The 19141-nt window shown below is 43.7% G+C and carries 24 protein-coding genes; 7 read left to right on the top strand and 17 right to left on the bottom strand.

Annotation, left to right across the window (positions count from 1 at the left end; all coding sequences use genetic code 11):
• On the top strand, positions 1-217 hold a 217-nt coding region (locus tag B5F25_RS18460; RefSeq protein WP_140406981.1), incomplete at its 5' end, for a helix-turn-helix domain-containing protein.
• Positions 218-255: 38 nt separating this feature from the next.
• Here the strand turns inward: B5F25_RS18460 and B5F25_RS18465 are convergent.
• The 3 genes from B5F25_RS18465 to B5F25_RS18475 all read right to left on the bottom strand — a co-directional run bounded on the left by B5F25_RS18465 (position 256) and on the right by B5F25_RS18475 (position 1549).
• Positions 256-828 carry a recombinase family protein gene (locus B5F25_RS18465; protein WP_087251363.1) on the bottom strand — a complete coding sequence of 191 codons (573 nt, stop codon included), beginning with the start codon at positions 826-828 and terminating at the stop codon, positions 256-258.
• 141 nt (positions 829-969) lie between these two features.
• Positions 970-1302 (bottom strand): hypothetical protein, encoded by a 333-nt coding sequence (locus B5F25_RS18470; RefSeq protein WP_087251365.1) that lies wholly within the window; start codon positions 1300-1302, stop codon positions 970-972.
• A gap of 28 nt (positions 1303-1330) precedes the next feature.
• Positions 1331-1549, bottom strand: coding sequence for a hypothetical protein (locus B5F25_RS18475; RefSeq protein ID WP_239414159.1), 219 nt, complete (start codon positions 1547-1549; stop codon positions 1331-1333).
• A 391-nt stretch (positions 1550-1940) separates the two neighbouring features.
• Here B5F25_RS18475 and B5F25_RS18480 point away from each other — a divergent pair, with 391 nt between their 5' ends.
• The gene (locus B5F25_RS18480; protein ID WP_087251366.1) at positions 1941-3218 is read left to right on the top strand and encodes a hypothetical protein; all 1278 of its coding nucleotides are present in this window, start codon (positions 1941-1943) and stop codon (positions 3216-3218) included.
• Positions 3219-3638: 420 nt separating this feature from the next.
• Positions 3639-4649, top strand: a complete 1011-nt coding sequence (locus B5F25_RS18485; protein ID WP_087251368.1) for a replication initiation protein — start codon at positions 3639-3641, stop codon at positions 4647-4649.
• Positions 4650-4688: 39 nt separating this feature from the next.
• Here B5F25_RS18485 and B5F25_RS18490 read toward each other — a convergent pair whose 3' ends face one another.
• The gene (locus tag B5F25_RS18490) at positions 4689-5357 is read right to left on the bottom strand and encodes an Abi family protein (RefSeq protein WP_087251370.1); all 669 of its coding nucleotides are present in this window, start codon (positions 5355-5357) and stop codon (positions 4689-4691) included.
• A 158-nt stretch (positions 5358-5515) separates the two neighbouring features.
• Positions 5516-6205 carry a SprT-like domain-containing protein gene (locus tag B5F25_RS18495; RefSeq protein WP_087251372.1) on the bottom strand — a complete coding sequence of 230 codons (690 nt, stop codon included), beginning with the start codon at positions 6203-6205 and terminating at the stop codon, positions 5516-5518.
• A 409-nt stretch (positions 6206-6614) separates the two neighbouring features.
• On the opposite strand from B5F25_RS18495, the gene B5F25_RS18500 reads away from it, so the two are divergent.
• Positions 6615-7376, top strand: a complete 762-nt coding sequence (locus B5F25_RS18500) for a ParA family protein (RefSeq protein ID WP_087251374.1) — start codon at positions 6615-6617, stop codon at positions 7374-7376.
• Between the two features lie 9 nt (positions 7377-7385).
• On the top strand, positions 7386-7649 hold the full coding sequence (locus tag B5F25_RS18505; RefSeq protein ID WP_087251377.1) for a hypothetical protein: 264 nt from the start codon (positions 7386-7388) through the stop codon (positions 7647-7649).
• A gap of 118 nt (positions 7650-7767) precedes the next feature.
• Here B5F25_RS18505 and B5F25_RS18510 read toward each other — a convergent pair whose 3' ends face one another.
• The 12 genes from B5F25_RS18510 to B5F25_RS18545 form a co-directional block, all read right to left on the bottom strand.
• Positions 7768-8907: an IS481 family transposase gene (locus tag B5F25_RS18510; protein WP_087251380.1), complete on the bottom strand. Its 1140-nt coding sequence runs from the start codon at positions 8905-8907 to the stop codon at positions 7768-7770.
• A gap of 127 nt (positions 8908-9034) precedes the next feature.
• Entirely contained in the window at positions 9035-9175 is a 141-nt protein-coding gene (locus B5F25_RS22165; RefSeq protein WP_164496654.1) for a hypothetical protein, read from the bottom strand.
• A gap of 30 nt (positions 9176-9205) precedes the next feature.
• A complete protein-coding gene (locus tag B5F25_RS18515) occupies positions 9206-9697 on the bottom strand; it encodes a DUF3836 domain-containing protein (RefSeq protein WP_087251382.1) in 492 nt (163 codons plus the stop codon).
• Positions 9698-9795: 98 nt separating this feature from the next.
• A complete protein-coding gene (locus B5F25_RS18520) occupies positions 9796-10005 on the bottom strand; it encodes a helix-turn-helix domain-containing protein (RefSeq protein WP_087251384.1) in 210 nt (69 codons plus the stop codon).
• A gap of 12 nt (positions 10006-10017) precedes the next feature.
• Positions 10018-11343: a TolC family protein gene (locus B5F25_RS18525; RefSeq protein WP_087251386.1), complete on the bottom strand. Its 1326-nt coding sequence runs from the start codon at positions 11341-11343 to the stop codon at positions 10018-10020.
• Positions 11344-11483: 140 nt separating this feature from the next.
• Positions 11484-13649 carry a peptidase domain-containing ABC transporter gene (locus B5F25_RS18530; protein ID WP_087251388.1) on the bottom strand — a complete coding sequence of 722 codons (2166 nt, stop codon included), beginning with the start codon at positions 13647-13649 and terminating at the stop codon, positions 11484-11486.
• 28 nt (positions 13650-13677) lie between these two features.
• The gene (locus B5F25_RS18535) at positions 13678-14847 is read right to left on the bottom strand and encodes an HlyD family efflux transporter periplasmic adaptor subunit (RefSeq protein ID WP_087251390.1); all 1170 of its coding nucleotides are present in this window, start codon (positions 14845-14847) and stop codon (positions 13678-13680) included.
• A gap of 100 nt (positions 14848-14947) precedes the next feature.
• Positions 14948-15817 carry a CPBP family intramembrane glutamic endopeptidase gene (locus B5F25_RS18540; RefSeq protein WP_087251400.1) on the bottom strand — a complete coding sequence of 290 codons (870 nt, stop codon included), beginning with the start codon at positions 15815-15817 and terminating at the stop codon, positions 14948-14950.
• 75 nt (positions 15818-15892) lie between these two features.
• The gene (locus B5F25_RS22660) at positions 15893-16021 is read right to left on the bottom strand and encodes a hypothetical protein (RefSeq protein WP_255395979.1); all 129 of its coding nucleotides are present in this window, start codon (positions 16019-16021) and stop codon (positions 15893-15895) included.
• Positions 16022-16082: 61 nt separating this feature from the next.
• The gene (locus B5F25_RS22170) at positions 16083-16235 is read right to left on the bottom strand and encodes a hypothetical protein (protein WP_164496655.1); all 153 of its coding nucleotides are present in this window, start codon (positions 16233-16235) and stop codon (positions 16083-16085) included.
• 143 nt (positions 16236-16378) lie between these two features.
• A complete protein-coding gene (locus B5F25_RS22665) occupies positions 16379-16510 on the bottom strand; it encodes a hypothetical protein (RefSeq protein WP_255395980.1) in 132 nt (43 codons plus the stop codon).
• A 194-nt stretch (positions 16511-16704) separates the two neighbouring features.
• Positions 16705-16860: a bacteriocin gene (locus B5F25_RS18545; protein WP_087251392.1), complete on the bottom strand. Its 156-nt coding sequence runs from the start codon at positions 16858-16860 to the stop codon at positions 16705-16707.
• Positions 16861-17749: 889 nt separating this feature from the next.
• Here B5F25_RS18545 and B5F25_RS22560 point away from each other — a divergent pair.
• Together B5F25_RS22560 and B5F25_RS18555 are read left to right on the top strand one after the other, a co-directional pair.
• Positions 17750-18544, top strand: a complete 795-nt coding sequence (locus B5F25_RS22560) for a HAMP domain-containing sensor histidine kinase (protein ID WP_239414158.1) — start codon at positions 17750-17752, stop codon at positions 18542-18544.
• Positions 18541-19141 (top strand): response regulator transcription factor (locus tag B5F25_RS18555; protein ID WP_087251396.1); only part of this gene is annotated, 601 nt, incomplete at its 3' end. The genes B5F25_RS22560 and B5F25_RS18555, both read left to right, overlap by 4 nt.

The raw sequence follows: 19141 nt of genomic DNA on the forward strand, positions 1-19141 counted from the left end.
AACGGAAGCCAAAATCCTGCAGCTTCTCGCCGAAAACAAGAATGAGGTCATCCGCCGCGAAGCCATCCTGAGCCGTTGCTGGAATACGGAAGACGATTTTTTCGCATCCCGTAGCCTGGATGTATTTGTCACCAAACTCCGCAAGCTCTTTACCGATGATCCGGATGTGGAAATTAAGACCGCAAGAGGTGTCGGACTGATGCTGGTGGCAAAGTAACGTATCGGAATACATAACCTTACGGGAAAGGATTCCATTCAGGTTTCCTTTTCCGTACTTTCCCTGTCCTTTAAATAAGCGTACAGGGTGGCTTTGCTTATGCCTGAAGCCTTGAGAATGTCAGACACGGTGCACGCACGGGAATCATAAAGCTTCATGGCAAGTTCTATGCGTCCTGCATCGGCTTTCGGTCTCCCTCCTTTGCGCCCCCTTGCCCGTGCGGATTCCAGCCCTTCAAGGGTTCTTTCACGGATAATGTCACGCTCAAACTGGCTCACGCCTGAAAATACGGCAAAAAGCAGTTTACCTTGCGGAGTGGTCGTGTCAAGCCAAGGCTCTTTAATCGAACGCAGATCTGCACCCGTTGCGCCAATACGTTCAGCCAGCATAAAAAGCTCCTTTACGGAACGCCCCAATCTGGTCAGCTCACATACGATAACTGTATCTCCTTCACGAAGCGCATCCAGCATCTTATCCAGTTCAGGTCTTAGTTTTCCCGCGCCAGACACTTTTTCCTGATAAATACGCTCGCATCCCTCTTTTTTCAACCGGTCTATCTGCCGGTCAAGGTGCTGGTCATTCTTCGAAACCCTTGCATATCCTATAATCATGGTCTTGTCTGTAATATGTCATACATACTATTTTTCATACTTTGATAAAAAGACCGGTTTTCAGACAAACAGGAACAGCATTTCCTGCACAACTTGGAAAGACCGGAACGTGTATGAAAAACCTTCGTTTTTTGAAATTAGCTATTCTGATTTCGTTTCGTTTTCAAACAATCGGAGTTGACGCTTGTCACTATCCTCCTTGTTCCTTTTCGCCAACCGTTCACGTTCAAATTCCAACATTCCTGAAACCGTTTGCCTAAAAAAAGCCCTTTGCATTTCATTGGTTTTGTGCGGAGCAAATTTATCTCCTTCTTCGCGAATCCAATCCGAATAAATGTCAATGAATGCCTGTACCAGTTCCTCCATCGATGCAGGTACACGCATGACTACCGAATGGATTCCGGCACGGCTCTTCCTGCCGGCTCCTTCCCGCTTCCCACCTCTTTTTGATTTTGATACATTTTCATTTACCATACTTCCAATTAATCAAATTCATTTGTTTTTATTCCTTCACGGTGATGTGCGCATCAACAAAGCAACCTCCGAATCCGGAATTTGCGTCAGGTTGTGTATAACTGACCGTGACAAGGGTTTGCCCAAGGAATGTTTCAATCTTGTCTATAACAGCCTCCATTGGTCTGCCTAAACCTGTGGCTTCAGCGGACACTGATACAAAATCTCCTTCTTTCATCTTATTTAAATTTTTATTCTTATCCACCATAAATGACACCTTTTTTCATCGCAAAAGTACAATAAATTTTGATTATGTAACAATTTCAATAGTTAATCTACATGAATTTGATACAATGAAATTACTTTCGGAAAAATGGCTTCTAATGGATGCACTCGTCGGGAGTGCGGGTGCACCCCCTTGCCGTGCAGGCGTTCCCCGACCGATGATTTTTCTGAGTGTACTTTGTGTACCGACCTATGTGCTCTTTCCACACTTAGCATTTGCAAATTCCGTCCGAATGGCTTAACTTTGCTTGCGAGGTTATAGCACACTATGACCCTAAATGGTCGTGTGCGAGGGGACCCCCCTCGACCCCGTCCGCCATCGGCAAGCTCGATGGCGATGCAAACGGATATCCACCAACGAAAAGAGAAAGATTATGGCAAAGACAAGCATCAACGTAAGACCCTGCAACATCGGCAGCGCGGAACGGCACAACCTCCGCAGCAAAGAACTCGACTACATACGACCGGAACTCTCCCACCGCAACGAGCAATGGTCGGAAATGAAGATAGCAGACGTGCTGGAGGACATAAGGGAAAAGTACAGGCAGCACACCGGGCAGTCCATGCAGAAGAAGGCGACACCCATCCGGGAGGGAGTGGTCGTAATCGAGGACGGCACGACACTCCGGCAACTTCAGGACTTTGCCGGGAGGTTGGAGGAACGCTTCGGAATACACACGTTCCAAATCTACACGCACAAGGACGAGGGAGCCAGCGTTTGGGACGGGAACGCGGAAACATGGAAGCCGAACTATCATGCGCACATGATTTTCGACTGGACGGACGGGGAAACGGGGAGGACCCGGAAGCTGAACAAACAGGACATGGCGGAAATGCAGACCATACTGGCGGAATGCCTTGGCATGGAAAGGGGCATTTCTTCCGACCGTAAGCACCTTTCAGCCATCCAGTACAAGAATATGGTCGAAGCGGAGAAAGCGGCGCAAATCGAAAAAGAATGCCGTCAGATGGAGAATGAACGCAACGCCATCGAGGAAAAAGTGAAACAGGCAGGGGAAAAGCTGGGGGACACCCAAAAGAAGCTCAAGGAAGCATCAGCCGAAATAAAGGTGGAAAAGCTGAAAGGGGCGGCAGCCGACACGGGAACAGCCTTGCTGAAAGCCGGGACGACCGTCATCGATGCGACAGCCAGCCTTTTCAACTCCGGAAAGGTCAAACGGCAGGAGCAGGAGATTGCGGAACTGAAAAGGGAGAATTACGAACTGGAGATGAAAAGCCAAAACCTCCAGAGCAACCTGCGTACAGCAAACGCCCAAAACGAAAGGGAACGGGAAGCCACACGCAGGGCAGTCAGAACCGGAGAAGAAAGGCTGAAGCCGATAACCGAACTGTTCCCCTGTATGGAAAACGCCAAAGAAAACATCGAGGAGCTCCGGGAAATGGGTGTCAGAGACAACGATATCCGGCTCCTGCTCACAGGAAAAGAGATAACCTATTCAGGATTCCTGTACGACCGGGAACGCAGAAAAAAGCACCAAGTCAATGAAGTGAAGATAAACATTGCCAAAAGCAAGGCTGGAAATACGACCATTTGGCTGAACAAAATTCACTTCAAGGAATTTTTCAAACAGCTATGGATAAAACTACAGAAGATATTCGGATTAGGCACAAACAAGGGTATCCATATGTAATTATGTTTTTCAACATAAATTTAACATACAATTACATAAATACATATAATTTAACGCGCAGAAAAGTCCGTCCCTATTCCTGCTATGCTGACAATTTGCTTTCCCTTGTCAACGGAATTATGACTTTTGGAATGAATTTCGTGACATTCCGCTAAAAATTTCTTTGACTTGTTTATATGCATAACTTGTATATACTTATCGCCTTTTTTGTTTTAACTAAATTTTAGCTGATTATCAATCAATTACGGAAAGTATTTAACATCTTATTATGACTTTTGGAATACAAACTATGACTTTTGGAATGGATTTTTCGCCTCAAACTATGACTTTTGGAATGGATTTTTATAATATCGATGACTTTCATTTGTACAAGTCATAATAATAGCTATCTTTGCAAAACAACATAAAGCCAATTGGATTATGGAACGCACGAAACAGAAAAAAAACAACGGAGTAGTAGTCAGAAACAAAGACCAGATGCAAAGCTACATCATGACTACGGCAAAATATGATTTCAATGTGTACGAAAAAAGGATTCTATACAGGCTTGTAGAACTCGCCCAATGTGAATTGCAGGGGTTGAAATTCCCGGAAGATTGTAGAAAAGTGGAGCACACGCTTTGGGGAAACTTAACAGTGACCCTCCCGGTCACATCGATACTATCCAATGAAGATGACAATAACTATACAAAAGCGAAAAAAGCCTTGATAGCCTTGTCTCAGAAATATTTTGAATATGAAGATGAAAAAACATGGGAAAAGATAAATATCATTGTTTTGCCAAAAATTCAAAAATACAAGAGCACGTTCACGTTTCAAATAGACCCAAGGATTTGGAGCTGCTGCCTTGACTTCACTAAAGGATTCCGCAAATACGAGTTAGTGACAGCCATGAACTTCAAAAGCGTCTATACAATGCGCTTCTATGAACTGATGAGCGGTCAGAAAGCGAAAATGTCATTCTCACTTAACCATCTCAAGGAAATGTTCCAGGTAACCGACAAATACAAACTGACGGCGGATTTCATACGAAAAGTCATTGAACCGGCAAAGAAAGAGCTGGACGAGTGCTCCCCCTATACTTTCGAGTGGACCCCTCAGAAAGAAGGAAAGAAAATTGTTGGGTTCTGTTTTTATCCGATACTACAGCCGCAGTTCAGGGATAATGACCTCTACCGGCAGGAAATCCAGAAGCAGACAAACCTTTCATGGGATCTGAATAGGCAAGTGCTTGGCTACTTGAAGCTCTCGCTTGGATTTTCAGACAAGGAAATCAAGAACAACCGGGCTGTTTTCATTGCCGCACAGTTCGAACTGCCGGACATCCTGGGGGAACTGGCTATACTGAAAGGCAAATCGAGAGATAAAGGCAATCCCAAAGGGTATATCATCAATGCACTTAAAGGAAAACTGAAGGACAAACAAGGATGAAGCCGGGATATTTGAAACGGATAATCCCAGCTTCAAATGTTATAGGTCTCTTATTTTTTGGATTGTCCTGTCAGGCAGCACATCCAACCCATAGAATAATTCATTCTTATTGTACCCTAAAAAATCAACATACTTCAGGATTTGGTTGTAATTGGATTGTGCAAATTCCACGTCCTTATTTCCGTCCATATCAAAACATATGGGTTCATGGTGGGCTATTCGGTTCCTAAAACTTTTGATTTCCATCAACTCGTTGTAAATTGCCCTTTGCCCCAACCCTTTGGTCTTGTGCGGAAAGATAGCCAATAGACTCTGACCGCCTTTTCGGAATGGCTGTTTGTTGAAAAGATAGGTCCAGAAGCCGAAGCTTACCGAAGATACCAACCTGTCATGCGTGTACTTCCCCGCATCCGATAGTTTTGAGATGTAACGGGTTACATCTGATACCTGTGGACTGCTCTCTAACATTCCTCCTGCATGAATCTGCGTCCGAATCCAATCTTCATCACCGAAATGACGCTTATAGTGTTCATTTACCGCATTGCGAAAAACGACTTCAAACAATCCAAGTACGCCATAAAATTTCTGGCACAATTTCAAATTGTGCCTGTATAGTATGAGTGCCTTATTCTTGTCCCCAGCACAAGCATTTAGGTATCTGCTTAAACGGGCTTGGGAGAAAGCCGCTTCATAATCGTTGTATTTCATGATTTCTATTGTTTTATTTGCAAATATAAATACAAATGCGTACTTTTGCAAAGTAATCCCCTGTCGTCCCTGTCGAAAGACAAACTTCAGGGTTTTGTTTTTTATGCCATTATACAGAATAAAAAAACGGCTTCAATTCGCCGACACTCCCGTTTCATTTAATCCTCCAAAAACAGCATATTGCACTCTTCGCACCTGATCCACAAACCGGATTTTCCCCATACATGGTTTCCGCATCCACAAGTGTATCTCTTGCGTTTCCCGCTTTTCTCCCAATCCCCCTCCTTATCTTCAGCTTTTTCTGTATCTGCAGATTTTCCCGGTGGAGGTACAGGCGCTGGAAGCATCCGGAAAGAAGCGGGCAAAGGTCTGTATTTCAAGCGTAGGTTCTCCAATTCATCAGCCCCAAGCGCATTGAAAACCTTATCAAACAAACCGCCTTCAATTACATAATGAGACATCTGTTGCCCTGTTTGCTTCCCTCCCGGTTCTCCCGTATCTGTCGGCATCAGACCGACCTGTATCATTTTAGACGCCCATTGCTTGTTATGATAACAGTTCCGGCTTGGATTCCCAAAATCATGCTGCCAAAGATGGCACATTTCGTGCACTAAAGTCGAATGCCATTCTTTATCCGGTCGATCCATAAAATCCGGATTGATACTGATTTCATGGATGATTTTCTTTTGCATTGAATCCCCTTTCCATCGGTCTGCAGCGAAAAAACCATAAGAACCTCCTTTCCGGCTCATATTCACAATGCATTCTGGCAGCTTCCCTTCGAACAGGCGGTTATTATAGAACTGAAACAAATCGTCAAGCGTCTTAAACTGTATAGTCGTTATCATTTTTCTGATGTTTATTTTCTTACAAAAGTATTATTTTTAATGTACATTACAAAAAATAGTTTATTAGTTGTTTAGTTTATTAGTGGATTAGTGTATATACGCTTCTTATACTTTATTGTTTATCAAATATTTATATAAAACATAATGTACATTACAAATATTAGTGTTTTAGTGAATTAGTGGAAATAACACACACATGATGCACAAAGATTAAATTCTTGTCTTCCAAATAGTCCAATAAGGATATGTCCTATTCCATCTTAAAATGCAATAGAGAAAACGGGAGTGAGTAAACGGAAAAAATAAAATCGTTGATTCATTTGATTTATTCTGCATTTAATAGTAATTTTGCCACTAATCAACTAATTTTAGTGATTTAGTTTTTCAGTTAGCATTTATAACCAACAGTATGGCGAAAATAGTATCAATAATCAACCACAAAGGAGGTGTCGGGAAAACGGCAACTGCGGCTAATTTAGGTGCAGCACTGCAAATTCGGGGAAAACGGGTACTGCTCATTGATATGGACGCACAGTCAAACCTGACGGACTGCTTAGGAGTTTCCACAGAACTTGACGATACCATTTATCAAGCCATGAGAGGCTACAGTCGGCTTCCGATTGTAAAGAACGAAGACGGTCTGGATATTGTACCGTCATGTTTGGATATGTCAGCAATAGAAATGGAAATAATGCAAAAGTATGCACGGGAGCAGATTCTTCACAAATTACTCCGCCCGGTACAGGAACAATACGATTATATTCTTATAGATTGTCCTCCATCCTTATCTATACTGACTATCAACGCAATGACTGCTTCGGATTGTATCATCATCCCCGTAGAAGCAGAATACTTAGCAATGCGAGGAATGGGCAGGTTGACAAACGTCATCCAAGAAGTAAAAAACAATCTGAACCCTAAATTGCGCATTTCTGGAATACTGATTACCAAATACGACAGACGAAAAAATTTCAATCAAGATATACAAGAGATAATCCGTGACACTTTTCAAGGGGATGTGTTCACTACTACAATCCGAACCAATGTCGCCATCGGAGAAGCAACAGCTGCTAAACATGATATATTCCACTATGCGCCAAAATCTTCAGGAGCGGAAGATTATGCTTCATTTTGTGATGAATTTCTAAAAAAAGAATCAACATTCAATTAATACAGCCGTATGGAAAACAAAAGGAACAACCTGAGAGAAAACATGAAAGCCGGGCTAAGTTCATTGGTAAGACCAACGACAGAAGCGATAAAGCAACCGAATTTACGTACACAAGAAAAGCCCAAATATAAAACCTGCAATTACATAACAGACCCTTCACGCCACAACCGGCTGAAACGATATGCAACAGACAACGGAATGACCTTACTTCAAGCATTCAACGAAGCCATAGATCTATATTTAAGCGACAAGGGAGAAAGATATGCTCCATAGTTTAGTTTCCATAAAAAAAGGGATGCCACACACAGGCATCCCAAAAACATACAGACAAGGATTCACACATTCAATTTATTATCTGTAATAGTCAAGACTTGTTCTGACAATGTCTATACTATCTGACAAAAAAAGTGTCCGATGTCTGCTGCGAAGATACGCAACTATTCTCACTCTCGCAACCAGACGTGGCAATAGCGTGCTCATCAGGCTGCATTTTTCCGGCATCCTGCAACCGATATCTCCTTGCCACCTCAATACCTTCGAGGAAAGTCTGCATTGGAGTTTTCCCAAAACAGTATTTTCCGGAGTGCGTTCTTTGGGTGTTATAGGAGTCCATCCATATGTCAAGGTCTGCCTGCAGCTGCTCTATCGAAGCGTATATCTTCTTCCTGAAGGCGATGGCATAGAACTCGTTCTGTACTGTCCTGTTGAAGCGTTCACAGATTCCGTTCGTCTGCGGGCTCTTGGCCTTGATTTTTGAGTGGTCGATGTCCTCAACGGCAAGATACAGCTCGTACTCGTGCGTCTCCCTGTTTCCGCAGTATTCAGTCCCACGATCCGTGAGCATCCTCATCAGCTTCAGGTCATGCTGCTCGAAGAACGGGACCACCCTGTCGTTGAGCATGTCCGCAGCGACGAGCGCGTTCTTCCTGTCGTAGAGTTTGGCGAATCCGATTTTGGAATAAGTGTCGATGACGGTCTGCTGGTAGATGTGCCCCACGCCTTTGATATACCCTACATAACAGGTGTCCTGCGCCACAAGGAAGCCGGGATAATAGGTCTCTATTTCACCGTGCGCCTGTTTCTCCGCCCTGGCCTTCTCCAGCGCGGCCACCTGGTTCTCGTCAAGCACGATGCCTTCCTGCTCCACCTTGGCGGAAAGTGCCTTAAGCCGTTTCTGGAAGGTCTCCATGTCATGCCTGAGCCAGATGGACCGTACTCCTCCGGGGGATACGAGGATGCCTTTCTTGCGCAGTTCGTTGGATACCCGCACCTGTCCCAATGCCGGATTGTCTATGGCCATCTGGATGACCGCCTGTTCTATGCGCTCCTCCACACGGTTCTTTATCACCGGCTTCTTCCGTGAAATCTCCTGCAGGGCAAGCTCTCCGCCCTGCTCGTACAGTTCCTTGAAACGATAAAAACTGTCACGGCTGTAACCCATTATCTTGCAGGCACGTGACACGTTCCCCAACTGTTGGGACAACTCAAGCAGTCCCAGCTTGTTCTTGATGACTTTTTCTGATGTGGTCATAACTTAATCTGGCTTTATGTTACAAATATAATCTTTTTATCCATAACTGTCAGATTAAGTCTTGACTAATTCATATTATCCAATCCAACCTTCCATAACCTATATTATTTTTCAAAACGACATCAGCTTAGAATTTCTTGCGCATGCCAATCGGCAGTTTCAGTTGTGCAAATTCGTCCCCATCTACAATAGTCGCCCCGCCGTTCACATTTCTCATTTCTTCGATTGCAATCAGTCTTACTTTCCGTTCTAAATTTTTCTTTTCCATAAATTCATCATTTTATTGTTATACATTTTATTATAATTCAAATTCAAAAGATGTCAGAAGTTCGCCTGACAGGTTCATGGCAACCATATCATTCTGCTTCTCCCAGTCGTTCCCGGAGTCATCCCATTTATACAAAGCGATATAAAGCGCACCGTCAATGCCTTCATTATAAGTCTGCTTGGCAACCACATCAGCGTATTCCTTTTTGCCACTGTTCCATACAGCATATTCAATGGCATATCCGCTTTCATCATACATGTAATTCAAAATGTGCGATTTATCCCATTCCCCTGTTACGCCGTTCCACTTCAACACTTCTTTCTGTGCCAGACGTTGCTCTCCGTCATACACATAGTTGTATTTCAAAGTCGGAGACAGATACTTTCCACATACCGACTTACGGTACACAGTCTTGGCTGTGACAATCCCATCCTCAGAGGTTTCTGCATTGTATGCAAACCCACACTCGCCATATACGTTCAATGACGCTAAAAAAATCGTTGTTGCTGTAATAATTTCCATATCTTGCTATTTTTATTATTTCGTCTTTATTTCCTTTTACTGACACAAAGGTAAGAAGGATGTATCCCCTTTCAGGTTATCAGAATGTTATCATTAAGTTAATCATCTTCATACTTTAAGATGTCGGCAGGCTGGCATTCCAAGGATTTACAGATTTTATCAAGCATAGAAAACCTGACTGAAACGACACGGTTGTTTTTCAGGTTGGAAAGGTTGGCTATAGACACGCCTGTTTTTTCCGAAAGTTCCTTCAACGTCATTCCTCTTTTATTTAAAACGATATCGAGATTTATCTTTATTGAATGCATAATTACAGGTAGTTAATCTGTCAGTGAAAAGCAGGAATAGAAAGCCAGTATACGGTCTTTCAGCAGATATGTATATTTAGCCTGTGACTGTTGGGAAAGCGCGTCGGCAAGTTTCATCTTGATTTCATTGTATTCGAATACAGTCGATTTCCCGGCTGCATATTTTTCCAATGCATACCGATGTGCTTCCTGATTGGCTATTACTGCTTTCGTGGTGGAACGGTATTTCTCGAATGCGGATATCGCATCCGTATAAGCCTGCTCGATGTCTTTGTACAACTGCTTTTTCTCGTTTTCCAATGACAGTCTCGCATTATCCTCATCGATACGTGCCGCCCTCACCTGGTTCCGAGTGGAAAACCGGTCAAACAACGGGATGCTGATTGTAAAGCACAGGCTTTTCTGCATGTTGTTGTTAAGCTGCCTCCGGAACGTCTCGCCAAGTCCGCTCCCGTTGTCGTAATAGTTCGTGTTTATTCCGGCTGCGAATGAAAGGGTCGGGTAATATCCGGACTTGGCTATCCGGATGCCTTTCGTCTTGCTCTGCAGGGTGTAATATGCCTGACGTATCTGAGGCATACAGGTCAGGGCGGACTGATAGATGCTCACCGGGCTCAGCGTGTCGGCGATGGCAATTTCTCCGCCAAGCGAATCGATGTCAAACTGCTCATGCCCTTTCAGCTCCATCAGTTGTGCCAGGTCAAGATAGGCGAGCCGGAGAGAATTTCTCGCTTCTGTAGCGGTCAGCTCGTCATCCGCCAGTTGGGCACGCACATCATAAAGTTGTGATTCAGCAGCCTTTCCGTTCTCGATAAGAAGCTGCGTGCAGGCTTCCTGCTCCTTGGTCAGCTGTATCTGTTCCAATGCTATACGGTAGATTTCCTTGTTCAGAAGAATCTGGAAATAGGCTCCAGCCACGTTCAGCGACAGGTTGTTCTCTATCAGTTCCCGGTTCGCCTCTGCGGCAAGCAGGTCGAAGCGGTTCTGCGCAATGGATGCCGTCCGCTTGAATCCGGCAAATATCGGGATTTCCGTAGTTACAGAGAAAGACGAGTTCTGTATGTTGCTGTCCTCATACGTGTTGTTCTGGTTCAACGAGCGTCCGAAAGTGAAGTTCTGCGAGGCACCTGCATTCAGATCCGGAAGGAAACTGTTCCTTAATGTATTCCTCTGCACTTTCAAGTTCTGAATCTGGTTATCGCTTTGCTTTACCTCAATGTTGTGTGTCACTGCATAGTCGATACACTCTGCAAGTGTCCATTTTTTCACTTGTGCCTGTACGTTTCCCTGACAGGCTAATAATCCGGCAAAAGCCAGTATAGATACTAATCCTTTCATATTTCGTCCTTTCTTATTCGTTTTTCGCTCTACAAAAGTAGACAGACAAAGCCACGGACGATGTTATCGGAAAGTTATCAAAAGGTTAAGAAAAATCCATTCCTACAACCCGAATATCGGATTATAGGAATGGAAACAAATTAATCCAACTGGTCAAACTGCTCGTTCCACAACCGGCTGTAGATTCCGCCAGAATTGAACAGTTCCTTGTGCGTACCCGTCTCGGCTACCTGACCCTTGTCGAGTACCACAATCCTATCCGCGTTCTTCACCGTGCTCAAGCGGTGCGCAATGACAATGACGGTCTTTCCCCGTTTAGCCAGTGCATCCAGCGTCTGCTTCACATGCTTCTCCGATATGGAATCCAGCGAGGAGGTCGCTTCATCAAAAATCAGAATCTCCGGTTCCTTATACAGGGCGCGTGCGATAGCAATGCGCTGCCGTTCTCCCCCGGAAAGGGAAGCACCGTGCTCGCCGATATAGGTCATGTATCCGTTGGGCAGACGCTCGATGAAATCCTTCAGCCCGAGCTGTTCCACAAGGTCTACAATCCGTTTCATGTCCGGCTGCAGGTCTCCCACCGCAATGTTCTCGATGATTGTCCCGGCAAACAGCTCAATCTGCTGCGGCACCGTACCAACCCGGCGGCGTAAGCTCCGGTTGCTTATCTGGGCGATGTCATATTCGCCGATGCGGATCTGACCGGACTGGATGGGATAGATATGCTGCAAAAGGGAGATCAACGTGGTTTTTCCCGAACCGCTCTCACCGATGACGGCGGTGGTCTTTCCTTTTCCTATCTTCAGGTTCAATCCTTTGAACACTTCTTTCCGCGAACCGTAACGGAACGACACGTTCTCAAACGTGATGTCACCGATCATGTCCGGTTCAAGCTCTATCTTTTGGCTGTCGTCCTGTTCACGCTCCAGATCCATAATCTGAAACAGACGGTCGGCTGCAATCAGTGCGTCCTGAATGGTCTGGTTGGAAGATATCAGCGAGCCGATGGGCGAGATGACGTAGCTGATGAGCGAATAGAACACCATCAGTGTTCCTGGTGTCAGTTCCTTGTCGATGACCAGCACGCTTCCCATCCAGAGCACCGCAATGGTGATGGCTGTGGAGACGAACTGGATGCCACCCTGTGCCATGATCGCTCCGTAAATGCTGCGGAACGTGTTCTTCAACAGATGCACGAAGCGGGTCTCCGTCTTCAGGTTGGCAAAGTCCTCTATGCCGAAACGCTTGATGGTGGAGATGGAGTTGATGGATTCCACCAGTTGTGCCTCCAAGTCCGCGCTGCTCTCCATGATACCACGCTGGTATTTCCGATTCAGCCGGTTGAACCCCCAGAAGATAAGCAGGAAAAGCGGTGCGGATGCCAACGTCACAAGGGCAAGCTCCCACGAATACACGAACATCAGACCCACAGAGAAAAGCAGGATCATCATGTTCACCACCAGATCGAGCGACACGTTGTTAATGAAATTCCGGATTTTCACCGCATCGTTCACACGCGAGATGATCTCACCTACACGCATCGTGTCGAAGAACTGTTGCGGGAGTGTCAGCAGGTGCTTGTAATATCCTAATATCAAGGCGGCATCGATACGCTGCCCGGTCTTCAATGCCAGGATGCTCTTCATGGCTCCGATAAAGGTGCGGAGAATCAATATGACAATCATCACCACGCCCATCAGATTGAGCAGGTTGATGTTTCCGTCCACCAGCACGTAATCGGTGATTTTACCCACATATACCGAGGTGGACAGTCCGAGAATGCTGTACACCAACGCCCCGAACACCGCCTGCATCATGACGCTCTTGTGCGGTGCCAGCAGTGAGAAGAACTTCCGCGTCATGCTGGTTTTCATGTTCCCTTTCTTGAAGGTCTCTTCCGGTTCCATCAGCACGAGTACGCCCGTCCACATCCTCTTGAACTCTTCGTCCGTCACCTTGTGCATCCTTCCGTCTCCCGGGTCCATATAGGTGATGTGTCCCTTCTCTACCTTATAGATGACCACGAAGTGCTGCAGGTGCTCATGCACAATTACATGGGCGATGGTCGGTTTCGGAACGATGGCAAGGGCTTCAAACTGTGCCCTCACGCCTTTTGCCGAAAGTCCGAGCCGGTTGGCAGCCTCTATCAGTCCCAGCACGTTTGTACCTTTCTGGTCGGTGAACGCGTACTGCCGGATGCGGGCAACCGGGAACTGCAGCCCGTAATGTGCGCAGACAGAGGCAAGGCATGCCGCGCCACAGTCCGTAATGTCATGCTGTTTTATCTTGATTCCTTTCTTATACATAGTCATTCTGTTTTTTCCGTTTTTCCATTCAATTCAATTTCGCTACCATTGTCTCGTTCTCATATTGTTTCGGGTTCACCCATCCGTCCATCTTCTGATAGAGCAGGTCGAACAGCGAACGGCGTGTCACCATGAAGTGTGCGTTCACCGTCATTCCTTTTTTCAGTTTCCCTACCCTTCCGTTCTTCAGCTGTAGGTAGTCACGCTCCATCTCGCATTTCACCTTGTAGAAGGAATTGCCTTGGCTGTCCGTCAGGAAGTCCGATGATATATCCTTTACTCTTCCCGGTATCGTTCCCCATTCGTTGTAGTTGAACGATTCCACCTGCACGTTCACCGGCATACCCACGCTCATAAACCCGATGTTCCTCGGCGTGACATAGACCTCCAGGCAGAGCGTGGAGTCGGGGCTGATGACCGCCAGCGACTGACCAGCCTGAATGCTGCTTCCGCGGTACACGCCGGAGAACTGGTCTACCGTCCCGTCCACCGGGCTGCGCACAATATACATGTCCTTGTCCTTTATCTCCTGATTCAGGCTGGAGTTCATCTCATTGTATGTGTTCCGGTAGGTGTTCTGGTCCGCCTGCCAGGTGCTGAGTTGGCTCTGTACAAGCGATGCCAGTTCGTTCTGCTGGCTTTTCAGCTTGAAGTAGTAACTGTCGTATTCCTCTTCCGAAATGACCTTCTTCTCAAAAAGCGTCCTGTTCCGGGTGTATTCCTTTTCCGCCTGTGCCAGTGCCGTTTCCAGTTCCTGTTTTTTCCGGATGAAATAGGCGTATTCCTGCTGCCTTACCGGGGAACTGAACCGTTCCGGACGTTCACCGTTCGCCAAAAAAGCAAGGTCGGCAAGCTGTGCGCTGCAGTCGTTCAACCGGCTGGTCTGGTAATTGATCTTGTAGTCCGAATTGTTGGTTCGGAACCGGAGAATCACATCTCCCTTGTTCACCTGGTCACCTTCCTTCACGAATACCGAATCAACGATTTCTGTAATGGAGGAAGTGATTTCCGCCTTTTCCGCTACAGGTCTTACCACGCCGCTTCCCTGTACGGAGATATCCACATAGATAAAGGGAAGTGCCACTAATGTGACGGTCACGGCAAGCAGGACAACCCAGTAGATCACCTGCGATTTCGTTGTGTGCTGATAGATGTACGTCTCGATACTGTTCTCTATCCATTCGTTCGGTAATAGCATATCTTTTTTAAATTAAAAACGGTTACTTCTGTTTCCTTTTCACAGGACAAAAGTAACCGTTCTAAAAAATAGGATATGTTATGCTTATGTTATCGTTAGGTTAATGCTGGCATTCGTCTTTCGCAATACTTTTTGAAAGAAGGTTTATAAAAACGATAATAAAAGGTATTAATAATATAGTACAGATTATAGAACCTTCAAATCCAAATAATCCGCCATTTACTAAATTATAAGACGGCATATCCAAATTTATAATAGGCTGAAAGAATTCACAACCACTAACTTTAAACCCAAAAATTGATCCTTGTATCCAATTCCACGCACAATGAGCTATTACAGACACCCATAGACTTTTAGTATATAGAAAAATACATCCGTCTAAAATTCCAAACAAAAAGAGGTTAACAACAGAACAAAAATTCACATTAGGATTTGCTAAATGCATTGCAGAGAAAATAATTGCGGTTATTATTAAACATAGCCAAACATTTAATCCAGATCGGCATAAACGTGTCAATAGATATCCTCTCATTATAATTTCCTCATAGAAAGCACCAAAAGTAAACATCAATAGACTCAATGATAAGTCTTTCAAATTCCAATGTACCGATACAATAGAAACATCACCACTTAATAAACAAATCAAAAAACCAATAGCAAACACTATAAACGTCCACACAACAACCAAACTTGAATGTTTCCATACAAAGTGAGTAGTACATAAACCCAGTTCACTTAAAGGTCGTTTGTCTATAATACAATGTTGAAGCCAAATAACCAAGAAAACCATTATAGAAGAAATAATTGCAGATAAAAAAGAATATTTCACACTTTCAAAATCTGTTGAACCGATCAATGACAATGTGCTCTCTACTCCTATTAAAGATGCAATAAAAAGAAGCACTAAAAATATTAACAAATCAGCCCATAATGGAACTCTAACTTTATTTTTTTTCTCGATATAACACATAAGCAAATAATCTAATTAAAACAGGATGTAGTAATATTTGTTTATTACTACATCCTGTTTATAATTCAACATTTATCAAAACCATGATTTAATCTCATTCCATGCCTTATGGCAAACTTCACCCGCTAAAGTCCAAATACTTTTACCACCATAGACTTCTAACTCTTCTTTTTTACTAAGCTCTACATATGATTCATTCTTCATTATAAACTCTCCTTTCTATTAGACATTTTTTCTAACATTTAATCCTTTAATATTGACTTCATTAACGGTCTGGAACAGAATCCCATCCTTCCTGAAAATCACTTGCTATTTCAAATGACTCTACAAGAGCAAGAACTACTCTAATCCAATTACCGCCATCTACATCTCTCATTTCTTGTTGATTCAACTCAACCATAAATACATTTTCTTTCATGACTCACTAATTTTTATTAAAACATTTTTGAAATTAACTCTATTGCTTCTAAACCTAATGAAAAAGGGAAAATAATCATTCCACCATCAGTCAATCTCATTTCATCCACTGTCAGTTCTTTCATACCATTACATTTTAATGCATTAAACATATACAGGTATTCTTCCATTCAAAACGTCTACAATCGTATTTATCAAAATATCCAAGGCTCCACCGCCATTGATATCCTGTTGTTCCTGCAGGTTCATGGTACGCATCATTTCATTCTTTTCCATACACTACATTTTTACTTTACCAACAAATGATAATTCTCTCGATAGGATTCAACTTTTCCAACTGTTCCTCTGTCGGAGGGAAATACCCGCCTGTAATTGACAGGTTCTCATCTTTGTTCAATTCTTTCATACGCAATAATTTTATTTGTTAATACTATCCTCATTTCTGATTCTCTCAAATACTATTCTTTCCACTATCTAAGTTTGAGAATATCCAAGAGATTCTTGTTTTTCAAGAAATCCGACAACCCATGTTCCGTACAGCTTTCACCGTCAGGTCCAGGTGCCACTCCTCCACTCACGTTTTTCAATTCTTCAATCTCTAAAGTTTTCAATTTGTTCTTTTTCATACGCGTTCTTATTTAATTGTTATTATAATATTGATTTGTTTTACTGATGCAAAGGTAATCCAACATTATTGGGGATTATGTTATGCTTATGTTATCGTTAGGTTAAAAATATCATTACTTCTATACAATTATTACTTTTACCTTTACATTACCTTCTTCATCAATATAATAAATTTTTTTTTCTTTTCCACCGTAAATATTACGCATGGAATCCTCGTTTAATTCAAATATACATTGCTTCATAATTCAAATAATTTTTGTTTCTATTTTTTCATGTTACAAATATATTCTATCATAATTCTATCAAATGTTATTTCAATGTTATCGAAAAGTTATTATTTTCGCACCCAAAATCTTATGTATGAAATATAGAAAGATTAACATAGTCGTTTTTATAGGAATAGTTGCCATCATTATTCTTCAAATACTATGGCTGTATAAGACATATACAGCACTTGAAAAGAATTTATATAAAGAATGTAATACAATCCTGCTGAAAGCCATTCGAAGAGAGATTTCCATTAGATTTCAGGAGGCACCCCAAGGAACTGAAATAGTAGGAACCAGTATCCCTTCTGATGCAAGTGAAAATGAATTAGCTCCTGAAATCGTAAGCCTGAACGAAGGGCTGTCTGATATAGAATTGGCAATTTCCTTGATAAAAATAGATTCGATAGCATCTGGTATGCTAAAAAAATCGGGTTTACAATGCCCTATTTTGATAAATAAAATAGATTCTAAAAACCAAAAGGTTTTATCTTCAAGCAACTCTAACGGATATGTTCATGGATTTGGAATAATGAAATCTAAAATCATACCTATCACATCCGACTTATCGCAAGGTATTCAAATGGTAGTTATTAGTCCGCATCGGATATTCTTAAGACAGATGGGATTACTGATTATAGCGACTATTATCATCATGTTTTTTGTAATCGGATGTATTACTTATCAGATAAAAATCATTAGCCGCATCAATAAGATTTCCCAAATACGGGAAGATTTTTCCTACGCGATGGTGCATGATATGAAGACCCCGCTTACCACCATATTCACGGCATTGAGCTTCCTGCACAGCGGAAGGCTGGATGACAAGCCGGAGACAAAAGAGAAATTCTTCAATGTCGCCAAGGAAGAGGCGGACCGCCTGCTGACACTGACCAACAAGCTGCTCACCATATCGAAACTGGAGAACAAGAAGATGAAGATGGAGTGTGAAAAGATTGCGCTGGAGCCGATGCTCGTCAGGCTGGCTGACAAGTTCAAGGTGAAATCGCACAAGCCCGTATCATTCGAGTTTGACTTGCAAACACCGGAGATATACGCCGATGCGGAATACATCGAAGAGGTGTTCAGTAACCTGATAGACAATTCCATCAAATATTCCAAAGAGCGTGTAGACATACGCATCTCGTCATCGAGAAACGACCTTTATTCCATTATCAAGATATACGACAACGGTCTTGGCATATCGGAAAAGGACCAGCGCAGCATCTTCAACAAGTACGAACGTGCGGCGGCTGGAAGCCGGAGCCGCAGGAAGAAAGCTCACGGTTTCGGGCTGGGTCTGAATTTCGTGCAGCAGGTAATCGAATCGCACAAAGGAAAAATCTTCGTCAACAGCATAGAAGGTGAGTTTACTGAATTTATTATCTATTTACCCTTAATGGTCAAAGAACTATGATAAAGCTACTACTCGTTGAAGACGATGTGAACTTATGCTACATCGTACAAGCAGGTCTGCAGGATGTCATCGGCGGCTATGAAGTGATTACCGCCGAAAACGGTCTGGAGGGTCTGCACGCTTGGGAGGAACACAAACCAGACATCATCATATCCGATATCGACATGCCCGAAATGGACGGGTTCGAGATGGTAAGGCGCATCCGTGAGACGGACGGAGAAACGCCCATCCTGTTCGCTTCCGCTATGACATCGCCCAAAGACGTGAAACACGGCTACGAACTGGGCGTGAACAACTACGTGAAGAAGCCGTTTGTACCGGAAGAGATAGACGCACACATCCACGCCATCCTGAAAATGAAGGAAGGTGCCAGAAGCAGGTCGGTAGAGGGGCACTGCAGGTTCGGTCATTACACGCTCGACACCGTACATGCCACCTTGCGTGATGACAACACGGGTAAAATCCGTGTATTGACCACAACGGAAGCCAAAATCCTGCAGCTTCTCGCCGAAAACAAGAATGAGGTCATCCGCCGCGAAGCCATCCTGAGCCGTTGCTGGAATACGGAAGACGATTTTTTCGCATCCCGTAGCCTGG

Source organism: Bacteroides sp. An19 (genome assembly GCF_002160215.1).
Lineage (GTDB): Bacteria > Bacteroidota > Bacteroidia > Bacteroidales > Bacteroidaceae > Phocaeicola > Phocaeicola intestinalis.